At 64.2% G+C, this 12,988-nt stretch carries 10 protein-coding genes; 8 read left to right on the top strand and 2 right to left on the bottom strand.

Annotation, left to right across the window (positions count from 1 at the left end; translation table 11 throughout):
* The first annotated feature begins 46 nt into the window (after nucleotides 1–46).
* The 7 genes from BM075_RS08010 to BM075_RS07980 all read left to right on the top strand — a co-directional run bounded on the left by BM075_RS08010 (nucleotide 47) and on the right by BM075_RS07980 (nucleotide 9,401).
* A complete protein-coding gene (locus BM075_RS08010) occupies nucleotides 47–2,143 on the top strand; it encodes a hypothetical protein (protein ID WP_093360145.1) in 2,097 nt (698 codons plus the stop codon).
* Nucleotides 2,144–2,214: 71 nt separating this feature from the next.
* Nucleotides 2,215–2,574 (top strand): hypothetical protein, encoded by a 360-nt coding sequence (locus BM075_RS08005; protein WP_093360144.1) that lies wholly within the window; start codon nucleotides 2,215–2,217, stop codon nucleotides 2,572–2,574.
* A gap of 20 nt (nucleotides 2,575–2,594) precedes the next feature.
* Nucleotides 2,595–3,662 (top strand): hypothetical protein, encoded by a 1,068-nt coding sequence (locus BM075_RS08000; RefSeq protein WP_093360143.1) that lies wholly within the window; start codon nucleotides 2,595–2,597, stop codon nucleotides 3,660–3,662.
* A gap of 47 nt (nucleotides 3,663–3,709) precedes the next feature.
* Nucleotides 3,710–5,722, top strand: a complete 2,013-nt coding sequence (locus BM075_RS07995) for a glycosyltransferase (RefSeq protein WP_177208281.1) — start codon at nucleotides 3,710–3,712, stop codon at nucleotides 5,720–5,722.
* Nucleotides 5,722–6,153: a hypothetical protein gene (locus BM075_RS07990; protein ID WP_093360141.1), complete on the top strand. Its 432-nt coding sequence runs from the start codon at nucleotides 5,722–5,724 to the stop codon at nucleotides 6,151–6,153. Before BM075_RS07995 ends, BM075_RS07990 begins: the two co-directional genes overlap by 1 nt.
* Nucleotides 6,154–6,288: 135 nt before the next feature.
* Nucleotides 6,289–7,056 carry a hypothetical protein gene (locus BM075_RS07985; protein ID WP_093360140.1) on the top strand — a complete coding sequence of 256 codons (768 nt, stop codon included), beginning with the start codon at nucleotides 6,289–6,291 and terminating at the stop codon, nucleotides 7,054–7,056.
* A 188-nt stretch (nucleotides 7,057–7,244) separates the two neighbouring features.
* Complete coding sequence (locus BM075_RS07980) at nucleotides 7,245–9,401, top strand: calcium-binding protein (RefSeq protein ID WP_093360139.1); 2,157 nt, start codon at nucleotides 7,245–7,247, stop codon at nucleotides 9,399–9,401.
* A gap of 77 nt (nucleotides 9,402–9,478) precedes the next feature.
* On the opposite strand, the gene BM075_RS07975 is transcribed toward BM075_RS07980, so the two are convergent.
* Nucleotides 9,479–11,023, bottom strand: coding sequence for a DHA2 family efflux MFS transporter permease subunit (locus BM075_RS07975; protein WP_093360138.1), 1,545 nt, complete (start codon nucleotides 11,021–11,023; stop codon nucleotides 9,479–9,481).
* 11 nt (nucleotides 11,024–11,034) lie between these two features.
* Complete coding sequence (locus BM075_RS07970) at nucleotides 11,035–12,192, bottom strand: HlyD family secretion protein (protein ID WP_093360137.1); 1,158 nt, start codon at nucleotides 12,190–12,192, stop codon at nucleotides 11,035–11,037.
* A 117-nt stretch (nucleotides 12,193–12,309) separates the two neighbouring features.
* Between BM075_RS07970 and BM075_RS07965 the strand changes: the two genes are divergently transcribed.
* The gene (locus BM075_RS07965) at nucleotides 12,310–12,966 is read left to right on the top strand and encodes a TetR/AcrR family transcriptional regulator (protein ID WP_093360136.1); all 657 of its coding nucleotides are present in this window, start codon (nucleotides 12,310–12,312) and stop codon (nucleotides 12,964–12,966) included.
* Nucleotides 12,967–12,988: the final 22 nt, after the last annotated feature.

Raw genomic sequence — 12,988 nt, 5'->3', positions numbered from 1 at the left:
CGCGCGAATTTTCGATTGTCGAGTTATAGATTGCCGGGGGCGGCGAATGACCAGAGGGATTGAAGGCAGAGCGCCGAAAGCGGCCGCTGGCCGCAACCACCGCGGCCGCGCCGATGACTCTGCGCCTCCTCTCGACGATTGGTGGGAAGAGCGTCTCAAAAAGCTCGAAACGCAGCGACACGAAGCGGCCGTGGAACGTGCGGCGGCCCAAACTGCTCTGGCCTCCGGCAAGCGTACCATGGAGACGTCCATTCCACAGCAGCCGCAGATACCACCTGCGCGGAGTGCGCCGGAACAGCCGCGTACGTTCCGAGGCGATGACGGCGAGGCGCCCGGCGTTCCCGGTCTGGATACCTTGCGGATCGAGACGAACCATCGCGAGGAGAAGGCCCCCGCGCCCCCCCTGACCCCGGAGGCGCTTCGGGTGGAAGCCCCGTCGCTGCCATTCTCTGTGGAACGCAAGCCGATCCGCGACACGCGGCCCTACCTCGTGCGCCACCCCGGCGTTGCAATCGTGGCGCTGATCGTGGGGCTCGGGGCCTTTGCGGGCATGTCCTTGACCAAATGGCATGGACTTCGGTTCACCTCGGAGCCCGCCCCGATTGAAACGGTTGAAGTCGACGTGCCGGCCACCCAGACCACCGACGCCGCGGCGCCGGGCGCTGGCCGAAGCGATGACGCGGTGCAATCGGTTTCCCCCCCGTCCGGGAGCGTGGAGTCTCAGGCCGAAACTGCCTCCACGGCGGCGACTCCAGCACCCACCCCGGCGACGCGTGCTCCAGAACGCCCCGATGCACTCCAAGCCGAGACCACCGAGAGCCCGGCCGCAATCGGTGGAGAACGGAACGTTCCGGGAGAGCGGATCGCAACCGTGGCAACCAACGCTGTGCCGCGTACCGATATCGGATCGCGGGACAAGGCCCCCGAAACGACGACCCGACTTGCGGCACGGCCTCCACGTGAGGCAGGCCTTTCCGGTGCCGGCGCGACCGTGATTGCCGGCCGGCAACAGACGGCATTCGCCTTGGACCGTTCGCCCGTCGAGGTGATCGTCGGGCAGGAGGTAGACGCGACCTCCATCGCGAGCGCGCCGGACATGATGGCAATTCCGGACCGACAGCCGGTCGAAGCAGCAGGCGGTCGAGACGCGTCCGAGGTTGCAGGTGTGATACCGAACGACACTGCGCCGCCGAACGGGCCGGAGACGATGACGTCAACCCGCTCCGAGGCTGTCGCAAACCTGGAACCCGCGGCGCCCCTTGCCCCCGTGGTTGCAGCCACGATGGACCAGCCTCCGGAAGGGATTGCCAAGTTGCAACCGGCTGCCAGCCCCTCAACCGGCGCGCCGGACCCGGACGTCGTGGCGGCGCTTGCCGCGGAGGCTGTCGTGACAGGGCAACTGGAAACGTCGTCGCTTCCCAAGGTTGAGCCTGTGTCGGAGCCGACCTCGGCGCAGGCGGTGGGTGCTGACGCGCCGGACGCTTACGTCACCCCCGAACAGACGGCGACCCCCGCCCGCGAAGCAACGCCGCCGGCTCCGCCACAGGTCGCGCCGGAACATGCGCCCGATGCCGTGATCGCCGAAGTCGCCGAGGATGGGGCGGGGGGCGCGGAACCGCTCAGCGTTGTGGAGAACCCGGCCGAAGGAACCGTGCTGGAGGCCTTGAACCATGCGGTTCCGGTTTCGGGCAAGGTCATCGTGGAGAGGCAGATCAGGCTCTTCGCACCGGGAGGGGTCGCTGAAGCTACGGTCGGAGCCTTGACGGCGGAACTCAACGCGGTCGGCTACGAACTCAGAAGCTCGGCCCGGGTCGGCTTCTCCATCAGCCAGTCGAACGTTCGATACTACCACACCCAGGACGCCGCTCTCGCGGCCGCCCTTGCCGAGGATACCGGAGCGTTATTGCGCGATTTTACGAGCAAGGGCGCCAGTGTTCCGCCCGGCACGGTGGAGTTGTGGCTGGCCGGCGAAAGCGGCGGAGCGGCCCCGGCGAAACCGAAGCCGGCGGCGTCGCAAGCGGTCGCGCGTCAGCCCACCGTGCGGCAGCCGACCGTGCGACAGCCCACCAGATCCGCGACACGGCGTTCGGAAAATCTGCGCAACCGTGTCATACAGAAATTGAGAAGTGCGACGAACCAGTAGCGAAGCGCGGCGGGGGCCGGGTGCACGAACGGCCAATGGCACTTCGAGAACGATGAGATTGAGAGAGGGACATGCCTGACAAACGACTGGTTGCCGTGGTGACTGCCTTGATGATGTCCGCTCTTGCGCCCGGCGCCGACGCGGAGGCGACGCTGGAGCAACTGGAAACCATCGACCGCCTTCTTTCGGCTAACGATACCCGCGCGCTCTGGGCCTACATGCAGCAGTATCCCGAACTCCTGTCAGGCGAGGACGAATTGTCGTTGGAGCTGCGCAAGTTCTGCAACGACGTGACGCTTGGCCGGCTGTCGTGCCACTACGTCCCCGGATCGTCGCCCGCGGAAGCGGCGGGTGCAGACGCCGCGGCGGCGCAGGCAGGCGGCGTCGCTGCGTCACGGGCTGCCGACGTTGCCGGCGCCGTGCCCTATTGAGCGCGATGACAGGCAACTGAATGTCGGGAAGGCCCATCGGTACGAGTTTCGCTTACGTCGTCGAGCCGCGTTTTTCGGGCGGCACCTCCGCCGCCGTCGCGGCCGAGCTGCGCGTCACTGCCCAACTCGGTCCAGTCGTCGTTCACGCGCGCCGGTCGACGATGTTCGGCGGGGACCGCCACGTCGCGCCAGTCCTTCGGCAGGCAATCGACGAGCTTTCGCTGCCTCTGATCTGGGACGCGCCCGAGATCAAGGCCGACGTGGTCATCTTTCACAATCCTTCATTTTTGAAGTTCCAGACCACTTTTGGTGGTCGTATTTTTGCCCGGCAGCTCATTGTCGTCACGCATGAAAATTTCCTCCGCCCTGGTGGGGTCGAGGCCTTCGACGTGGCAACCTGCCTGGACCAGATCGACCGGGCGACGCTTGCCCTGAGCAAATGCCTCGCGCCCATCTCTGTGCACAACCGCGCGACGATGACGGAGTGGCTCTCAGCACATCGGGGGCGATTGGACTGGAAGGTGCTCGGGAGCGACTGGTTCAACATCTGCGTGCCGGACGTATCGGAACCCCGCGACCCGCCGCGGGATCGTCGCGGGCGCCATTCGCGGCCGACGCGGGAGAAATTCCCGCCGCTGGCGGACCTCGACCTGTGTTTCCCACCCCATTCCGAAGCGAACGTCATCCTCGGCGCGGATTTCCTCATGGCGGCGGAGGTCGCGCGCCCGCACTGGACCATGCTGGCCTTCGGCTCGCTGGACGTGGCGAGGTTTTTCGAGATGGTGGACTTCCTCGTCTATTTCACAGCCCCCACCTGGCGGGAAAGCTTCGGCAGGGTGATTGCCGAGGCGTTGGCGGCCGGTAAGGTCGTCCTGACCGATCCAGATACCGGCGCGACGTTCGGAGATGCGGTGGTGGCCTGCCGCCCGGAGGAGGTTGACCGATTGGTCCAGGGCTTCGTGGCCGCTCCGGACAGCTACACCGCTCAGGTCCAGCGCGCGAAGCCGGTCCTGGAGGCATTGAGCGCCTCCGCGTTCCACCGGAGGCTGGTGCAACTGCTCGAATTGGAAGCCGGGGTCTGCGTATGATTGTTGTTGCGGCCGGAACCCGGAGTGTCAGGTCCTTCGATGCGCAAATGGTCGTCGCAGCCCAGTTGGCAGGGCGCGGCCATGAGGTTTGCATCGACGCGGCGTCTCTTCCCGACGACATTGGCCGGTCCCGCACCTACGAGGCCGCGCCGTTCCTGATGGACCGGGAGGACATCGCCCCGAAGGGCGTGATCGTCCTCGGTGCGGACGAGTTGGGAGACCCTCTGCTGGAGATGCTTTGGGGGTACGGTCTGGGGCCTGATGTGCCCGTTGTCGCGACGGGCCGGTTCGACGATCACCAGGGGTATCTCGGGGCAAAGGCGAAACTGGCATTCGCACTGGGGCGCGAGGCGGCGGTCATCGACCTTGGCGAAATGCAGCGCCAGCCCATGATCGCCAAGGCCGCCAACCCGCTGCTGGCCGCCATCTCATCGCGCGCACGGCCTGCCGGAACTCCGCCAATCGTGACGGTACTGCTTGGGTCGTTGGACCCGGACGATCCGGACGTCCTGCCATGCCTGTCGATGATGAACCATAGTCGCGATTTCCAGCTCCGGGTCGTGGCAAGCGGGAAGCAGAAAGCCCAGATCAAGGCGTCCGCGCATCGGGACCTTCCCGTGTTGTTGCTGACCGATCTTTCCCCAGTCACCATCGCCCGCATGACCGACGTTTTCGCGGTTTACGGGCAAGGGATGGCGGGCGAGCGCATGGCGTCGGTCGCGGTGAACCTGATGGCATCCGGAGGAATCGTCATAGATTGCACGGACGACCGGGCCATCGTCGAGACGGGGGCGCCTGCGCTGCGCGGGCCCGAGGCGCTCTCCGCGCTGGACGGCTACCTCTCCGATACCGTCATCAAACGGTTGGTGCAGATCGAAGATCAGGTCGCGCGGTCGCCCTGGTTGCAGTCCGTCGATATTGCCCGGCTGGAGGCCGCAGCCGGTCTGACGCCGCCGGAACGCGATCCTGCGGCAGTGCCGCCAAAGACGATGTTCGTCCCGACGAATGGGGTCGGGCTTGGCCATGCGCAGCGCTGCACGCTGATCGCCGCAGCCCTGCCGCAAGCCACACCGACCACCTTTGCCGCGTTCCCCAGTTGCGTGCCGATGATCCTTCGGCGCGGCTTCGATTGCCTCCCGCTCGTGCCGCGGAGCGACCGCCATTTGCAGGCCAACGCCAACGATATCCTGACCTATCGTCGATTGACGCAGGCGCTCGGGCCGGCGGACCGGCTCGTGTTCGATGGCGGCTATGTCTTCGACTCCATCTTCCGCACTATCCTCGAAAAAGGCTTGTCCTCTGTCTGGATCAGGCGCGGCCTCTGGCCAAGCGGTCCATCTGCGCGGATCGCGCTCGACCGGGAGCATGTGTTCGACCGGATCGTCGTTCCGTCGGAGCCGTTCGCGGAACTCAACGACCACTACAGCTTCGGCCCGCGCGTTCACATGGTCGGTCCCATCGTGAGACGGACGGAACAGTCGCCGGAGGAACGGTCCGCCCTGCGCGACGCGCTCCGCGACAGGTTCGGGCACCGCTTCGAGACGTTGGTGGTGAGTATGCTCGGCGGCGGCGTGGCATCGGATCGGGCGGCGCAGTTGCAGATGATCTCGGCGCTTCTGGCGGAGCGGCCGAATTGCCTTCATCTCGTCGTCGTCTGGCCGAACAGCATCGTGGCGCCCGCCCTTCACGGCTGGCCCAATACCCATGTCGTTCAGACGCTGGAGGCCACGGCCCTGTGTCTCGCTGCGGACCTGGTGGTGTCGGCGGCGGGTTACAATTCCGTAAACGAGATCCTCTATCACCGGATTCCGGCGATCCTCATTCCACAGTCGGCGCCCTACCTCGACGATCAGACCCGCCGTGCGCGGGCCGTGGAGGAACGTGGCCTGTGCGTCACCATCGAGGAGACGGAGTTCCTTCTGCTGGAACGGGCGATGCGGGATTGCCTCGACGGTACGACGGTGGAGAGGTTTCGTGGTGCATTGTCGGAGTTCGAGTTGCCGGAACCCGGGATCGAGGCCGCGGCACGGCTGATCGCCGAAGACTGGAGGGACGCCTGATGTCCGCAGACTGGAATAATATGCTGGGCCGGGTCGTCCCCCATGGTCTTGCAAACCTCGATGACCTGATCCCGGGGGCGGGGGCGATAGGCCCGCGAGGGACGGTACTGGCTCCGACGACCGGCGCCCCGCCGTCGGCGGACCTCTGGCAGCGGCCGCTCGATGGCCCGTCTTATGTCGGAATACGGATTACGGAGCCCCTGGCGGCGCCCTACAAGGCCGCCGTCCGCCTGGCCGCGATGGCGATCGAGAGATCCGTCGAGCCGGTCATCCTAAGCCGCGTTGACGCCAGCGGCTTCGAGCGCTTCGGCTTCCGGGTGGAACGCCTCCCGGCGGACGAAGACGACGCTGCGGCGGCGGAAGCGGAGTTGCGAAAGTTCTGGGATCTTGCGATCGTCATCGACGGCCGGGAACTCGAACGTCTGGGCTGAGCGCGATCCGGCCTCGCCATCGCGGCCGCCGACCGCGCGGGTCAGACGGGAACCTGGCCCGATCCCGCCCGCATTTCGTTGACAGGACCGCCGATTACTCCCGAAACTCTATGACAGTAGCCGGGAGGGTAGGCCATGTATCTGTCGATCAATTACGAGCGACCGCCCGGCGAGCCGGGATCCGGGCCCATCAGGGTCGGATGGCTGAGGATCGAGGAGAAGGGGGGCGTCCTCTATGGCCCTCCGGAACGGGTGAGTTTTCGGCAGACGAACAAGGGCCACGCCAAATCGGCGTCCCGCTGCCCCGCGGTAATCCAACTCGAGAGCCGCTATTTCCTGATCCGGTGCCCGTTCGACCTGCACATCGGCTTCGGGCGGGACGACAAGGGCCCCCACATCAAGAACAGGGCCGGAAAGTCTGGTGCGGTACGTGGCGGGAAGTTGAGCCAGGTGTTGACGCTGGTTGCCGAAGACGAGTGGCGTTACCCGGACCGTCCGACGATCCAGATGCATCTGCCCTACGTCTTCATCGCGGACGAGCCGGTCTACATCACGCAGCTGTCGCCGTTTGCGCATTACCGCAAGGACCAGCTTCCCGGCACCATTTTCGGCGGCCGGTTTCCAATCGACGTCTGGCCGCGACCGTTGATGTGGGCTTTCGAGTGGCATGAACCCGAAAAGGACATCGTCCTGCGCCGTGGAGAGCCGCTGTTCTATTGCCAGTTCGAGGGCGAGGGGCCGGATAGGCCAATCCAACTTGTCGAGGCCGAGAAGACGCCGGAGCTCGACTCCTACATGAACCACATCTCGGGCGCGGTGAGCTACGTCAACCAGACGTTCAGCCTGTTCAAGGCGGCGGAAGCCGCGCGTCCGAAGGTTCTTCTGAAGCCTAGGCAGAGCTGACGGCGGCACCGTCGCGGCTATTCCCACTGTTGCGGTTCGGGACACTTTTTTGGCAGGGGCGCGGCATTATCCGCCCTCCGTGCGAAGTGTGATCACATCCGCCGCAAGATTTAATTTTCGTTCAAAATGTGCTATTTTTTAGTCCTTATGGTGCGCGAACGCCATTTCTCAAAACAAGGAAATTTCCCATGGGTACTTACACCGGTACATCCGGCAACGACTCCAAGTCTATGTCGAACCTAAATGTTTTTCCTTTCTCACACCACGACACGATGTATGGGTATGGTGGTAACGACACGCTGCGCGGCAATAACGGCAGAGATACGATCTATGGTGGGTCCGGAACGGACTACCTGTACGGCGGCGACGATAACGATCGCATCTATGGCGGTTCCGGCAACAACAGGATGTATGGCGGGGCCGGAAACGACGGCCTCTATGGCGGCAACGACAGCGACTACATCTACGGCGGGACCGGCAACGACTATCTGTCCGGCAGTGGCGGCTCGGACCGGCTTTATGGCGGCGGCGGCAGTGATACTGTCTATGGCGGCGATGGTAGCGACTTCCTCTATTCCAACGGAGAAGGTCGGTACTATGGGGGCTCGGGCAACGACTATGTCTACGCGGGCAGCCTCGGTCTAAGCTCGGGGCGGACCGAGCAGCTCTACGGCGGTTCCGGAATCGACCGGCTCGACACCACCAGCTTCGACGGCGCCTACACGATTAACCTGGCGACCGGAAAGACGAATTACAGCTACGAGACCTTTCTCTATTTCGAGAACCTGACCACCGGCGACGGAAACGACACGCTGACAGGAACCACCGCCGACAACTCGATCAGCTCGGGTATCGGCAATGACAAGGTCTATGGCGGTGACGGTAACGACCGCCTCTATGGAGGCGCAGGCAATGACAGCCTCTACGGCGGGGTGGGAAACGACAACATCTACGGAGGTTCCGGCAGCGATTACCTCTATGGGAATGCGGGTGACGACTACATCTCCGGTTCCGACGGGGTGGACCGCATCTATGGCGAGGGCGGAAAGAACATTGCCTATGGCGGAAATGACACCGACTACATCTACTCCGGCGGCGAAGGCAGGTACTACGGCGATGCGGGCAACGACTATCTCTATGCCGGGAATTCCGGTTTGGGGACCGGCCGCACCGAAGAACTCTACGGCGGGGCGGGCACAGACCGGCTCTACACGACCGCCTTCAACGGCAACTACACCATCAACCTGACCACCGGTGCGACCAACTACAGCTACGAAACGTTCCTGGGGTTCGAGGAGCTCTATACAGGCTCCGGCAACGACACGCTGACGGGCACGACCGACGCAAACAGGATCTGGGGGAACGCGGGAAACGACACGGTCTACGGCGGGAACGGAAACGACATCCTTTATGGCGGTGTCGATGACGACCGCCTTTACGGTGGCAACGACAACGACAACCTCTACGGCAGCGCCGGTAACGACCGATTGGAAGGCGGTTTCGGTAACGACTATTTGTCTGGAAGCGACGGCGAGGATCGCATCTACGGTGGGGGCGGCAATGACACCGCCTACGGCGGGAACGACACCGACTACCTCTACTCGAACGGCGAGGGCCGCTACTACGGCGACGCGGGCGACGATTATGTCTATGCCGGTAACCTGGGTCTGCCGTCCGGAAGCACGGAGCAACTCTACGGCGGGACCGGTACAGACTGGCTCAACACCAAGACCTACAACGGCAACTACGTCGTCAACCTCGATACCGGTGCCACGAGCGCCAGCTTCGAGACGTTCCAGGGTTTCGAGAATCTCGTGACCGGCAACGGCAATGACACGCTTACGGGTACGAGCGGTGCCAACCGTATCAAGGGCAGTGGCGGAAACGACGTCATCAACGGCCGAGGTGGCGAAGACGTCCTCGTCGGCGGCGCGGACGACGACACGTTGCGCGGGGGTGGCGGTAGCGACGTCCTGAAGGGGAATGGCGGAGAAGACCTGCTGATTGGTCAGGTCGGTGCCGACAAGCTTCTGGGCGGCGGCGGCAACGACAAGCTGCGTGGCAATGGAGGAAGCGACTTCCTCAACGGTCAGAAGGGCAACGACGTTTTGACCGGTGGCGGCGGCGCGGACGATTTCAAGTTCCGCAAGGGCGACGGCGTGGACAAGATCACGGACTTCCAGGTGAATCTGGATGATATCGTGATCGGCGCGGGCGCCAGCAACTTCAGCCAGGTGACGTTGACCCGGGTCGGCGGCGATACCTTGGTCGAATTCGCCAACGTCGATATTCTGGTGAAGAACGTCCTGCCGGGGCAACTGGACGCCGACGACTTCTCGTTCTGAGACGGCGGAGACATCGAGAAGGTGCGCGGCCCTTGGCCGGGCGCCTTCATCCTGTCGATGGAGCCGGCGCGGGCCTGTCAGGCGCCAGCCGAAGCCGCAGGTTTCTGCATTGTCATCGTCAGTGCTGCCAAGGCGAGGAACAACAGGAAGAACAGGTGGAAAACGTCGATGAATGACATGACCGTCGCCTGTTGCAGAACGCGACCCACCATTTGAGACAGGGCTGCGGTGGGTCCGTCCAGCCCGTGGGCGGTCGCATTGGCCGCCATTGCGTCGAGCTGCGCCTGCGCCGCGGGATTCGACCAGGTCACGCTTTCCGCGATCCGGGCATAGTGGAAGTCTCCGCGATGGGTCAGCAGGGTATTGATGACCGCGAGCCCAACCGCGCCGCCAAGGTTTCGTGTGAGGTTGAACAGGCCAGACGCGTTCTTCATCTCGGCCGGCGGCAGCGTTCCGAGCGCCAGGTTGCTGATCGGAACCATGCACAGCATGAGCGACACGCCACGCAGGATCTGGGGCAGGAACAGTTCGTCGAAGTCCCACACTGCCGTCAGACCTGTCAGCATCCACGAACTCGCCGCAAACCCGCCGAAGCCCAGTAGCATCAGGACCCTCGGGTCCATTTTGGTGGACAGGACCCCGGCCACCGGGGCCATCAGGAACATTGCAAGGCCGGAGACAAACACGGCCTGGCCGATCATCAGGCTGTCGTAGCCACGGATCTGCGCAAGGTAGAGCGGGTAGAGGTAGGTCATCCCGTAGAGACCGGTTCCCATGAGGAACGAGAACAGGGAGCCCATGGCGAAGTTCCGGTTGCGGAAGGCACCGAGGTCGACCACCGCGTCCTGACGTGTCAGGGCTCGGAAAAAGAAGACAACGCCGGCCAGGCCCATAAGGATCGTCGCGCCCAGCACGGCCTCGTCGGCAAGCCAGTCGTGACCGGGGCCTTCCTCCAGCGTGAACTGCATCGCCCCGAGGAAAGCGGCCATCGCAAGCAGTCCGGTCCAGTCGAAACGGCGGAACAGGGCGAGGTCCGGCTTGTCGAAGTCGACCAGCGCGAAGACCGCGCCCCCAACGAGGAAGCCCGGGATCACGTTGACCAGGAACAGCCAGTGCCAGGAAAAGGTGTTGGAGAGATAGCCGCCGACTGTCGGGCCGATGGTCGGGGCGAGGGTCGCGACGAGGCCGATCAGGGGCGACGTGATCGCCCGCTTGGACGGCGGAAACACGGTGTAGGCCGCGGCAAATACCGCCGGGATCATGCCACCGCCGATGAAGCCCTGGGCCGCCCGATAGACGATCATCTGGTCGATGTTCGTCGCCGTGGCGCAGAGGAAACTGGTGGCAGCGAAGCCGACGGCCGAGAGGGAAAAGAGGATGCGCGTGGAAAGCACCCGGCCGAGGAACCCCGACAGCGGGATCATGATGACCTCGGCGATCAGATACGACGTCTGCACCCAGGAAATCTCGTCGGCGCTGGCATTAAGGCCTGCCTGGATCTCGGAGAGCGATGCGGCGACGATCTGGATATCAAGGATCGCCATGAACATACCGAACACCATCGCCATGAAGGCGAGGATGCGGCGCAGCGGAATCGCGTCTTCGGTAGGTTCGGTTGTCATCGCCGTCGCTTTCAGGAGCCGGTGGCGCTGCCGGGTGCGCTCGAACCGGCCACGGCACGCGGGCTATCCGCCGTGCGGGTATCGACCGAAACCGTGGTGCTCAACCCGGCGCGGAGCCGGCCGTCTGCCAGTGCTGCCGCGGGGAGTTCGATGCGGACGGGCACGCGCTGCACCACCTTGGTGAAGTTACCGGTGGCATTCTCGGGTGGCAGCAGGGAGAACACCGCGCCCGTGGCCGGCGCCAGAGATTCGACGCGCCCCTCGACCTCTAGGTCGGGGAGAACGTCGAACGTCAGGTGCGCTATTGCACCCGGCGTGACTTCGGCAAGTTGCGTCTCCTTGAAGTTCGCCTCAACGTAGAGCGTGTCGGTCGGAACGACTGCGGCAAGGATTTTTCCGGGGCTGACGAGATCGCCCTGTTCCACAGCGAGGTTGGTGACAACGCCGTCGTAGGGGGCGCGAAGGATGGTCCGGTCCAGATCGCGCTCCGCCTGCTCGACGGCCAGTTCCAGCCCCCGGTTCGCGGCCTCCGCTTCGGCATATTGAGCCTTAAGGACAGCGACATTGGCGTTGGCCGCGGCCACAGTGGCGCGAGCGCTTGCAAGTTGGGCCTCGGCCTCGTCCAGAGCGGCCTCCGCATCGTCCAACTGCGCTGTGCTGGCGAAGCTGGACGAGTTGAGGCTTCGGATCCGTTCGGCCGTCGACCGGGCGTTCTTCAGCGTGGCCTCGGCCGCCTGACGGTTCGCTTCGGCCTGCGTCACGGCGGTACGGGCGGCCTCGATCTGTGCCGAGATACGCTTGAGCGTCTCGTCGTGCGCCGCAATCTGGTTTTGGGCCCGTTCCAGCGCGTTCTTGTAGTCGCCGTCGTCTATCCTGAACAGGATATCGCCCGACGCGACCGCTTGGTTCTCTCGAAAGGCCACCGCCACGACGTGCCCGGTGACTTCGGGCGAGATCTTGGTGATGTCTGCCGTCAGATAGGCATCGTCGGTGGTCACCATGAAGCGGCCGGTCGTCCAGTAGCCGTGCAGCCGCTGGCCGCCGTAGAAAAGTCCCGCGCCGAGAAGCACCAGAATGATGAAGTACTTCTTCCAGGGGCGGCGTGCGCCCTTCGCGGGCGCTTCGGTTTTTGAACTCTGAGTCTCGTCTTGCGATGCGTCGAATGCCATCGGTGTCGTTCCCGCTTTGATCGAACCGATCGGTTCGATGTTGACTTACGGCGGATGGGAGGGCATTTCAATAGGCAATCGAACCGTCCGGTTCGATTTAAATGGAGGATTGAATCCATGTCTGCGACTCAGCCTGCGGACAGCAAGCCGCGCCGTGCGGCGGGGGAGGACCCGGCAAAGCGCGAGCAGATTCTCGCGGGGGCCGAGGTTGTGTTCTCGAGGCTGGGCTTCGATGCGGCGTCGATGAACGACATCACGCGCGAGGCCGGCGTGTCGAAGAGCACGATCTACGTCTATTTCGCGAACAAGGAGGAGTTGTTCGAGGCGTTGGTATCGCTGCAACGCGATCGCATCTTCGGCAAGGCGACACAACTGCTCGAACTGCCCGGCTCCCCCAGAGAGATCCTGACCCGCTACGGCATGTTCGTTGCGAAGCTACTGTGTTCCGAACGCGTGATCCGCGCGCACCGGATCGTCATCGGGGTGACAGAGCGCAAACCGCAGCTTGGCCGCCGGTTCTTTCAAGGGGGCCGGCAGCAGGCGCTTCGCGTCCTGGGCGCGTTTCTGAAGGACCAGGTCGCGAGGGGAACGATGGAGATCGAGGATATCGACCTCGCGGCCTCCCAGTTCAGCGAACTCTGCCTTGCCAACCTTTTCCGCCGGCGGCTTTTGGACGACATGCCGGAAGAACCCAGTGACGCGGAGATCGCGCCGGTTGTCAGCTCGGCGGTGGCGATGTTCCTGAAATTCTACGGCGTCGAGCGGGGCGGTTGAACGGCCCCACGCCAAGCGAAGG

This window comes from Tropicimonas isoalkanivorans (assembly GCF_900112335.1).
Taxonomy (GTDB): Bacteria; Pseudomonadota; Alphaproteobacteria; order Rhodobacterales; family Rhodobacteraceae; genus Tropicimonas; species Tropicimonas isoalkanivorans.
The sequence above is the reverse complement of the archived record's forward strand: the minus strand, read 5'-3'. Positions and strand labels throughout refer to the sequence as shown.

What these genes read in the sequence shown, in the direction of transcription:
- BM075_RS07975 (WP_093360138.1), bottom strand. Translation starts at nt 11,023, where the DNA reads ATGACAACCGAACCTACCGAAGACGCGATTCCGCTGCGCCGCATCCTC.
- BM075_RS07990 (WP_093360141.1), top strand. Translation starts at nt 5,722, where the DNA reads ATGTCCGCAGACTGGAATAATATGCTGGGCCGGGTCGTCCCCCATGGT.
- BM075_RS07965 (WP_093360136.1), top strand. Translation starts at nt 12,310, where the DNA reads ATGTCTGCGACTCAGCCTGCGGACAGCAAGCCGCGCCGTGCGGCGGGG.
- BM075_RS08005 (WP_093360144.1), top strand. Translation starts at nt 2,215, where the DNA reads ATGCCTGACAAACGACTGGTTGCCGTGGTGACTGCCTTGATGATGTCC.
- BM075_RS07985 (WP_093360140.1), top strand. Translation starts at nt 6,289, where the DNA reads ATGTATCTGTCGATCAATTACGAGCGACCGCCCGGCGAGCCGGGATCC.
- BM075_RS08010 (WP_093360145.1), top strand. Translation starts at nt 47, where the DNA reads ATGACCAGAGGGATTGAAGGCAGAGCGCCGAAAGCGGCCGCTGGCCGC.
- BM075_RS07995 (WP_177208281.1), top strand. Translation starts at nt 3,710, where the DNA reads ATGGTCGTCGCAGCCCAGTTGGCAGGGCGCGGCCATGAGGTTTGCATC.
- BM075_RS08000 (WP_093360143.1), top strand. Translation starts at nt 2,595, where the DNA reads ATGTCGGGAAGGCCCATCGGTACGAGTTTCGCTTACGTCGTCGAGCCG.
- BM075_RS07980 (WP_093360139.1), top strand. Translation starts at nt 7,245, where the DNA reads ATGGGTACTTACACCGGTACATCCGGCAACGACTCCAAGTCTATGTCG.
- BM075_RS07970 (WP_093360137.1), bottom strand. Translation starts at nt 12,192, where the DNA reads ATGGCATTCGACGCATCGCAAGACGAGACTCAGAGTTCAAAAACCGAA.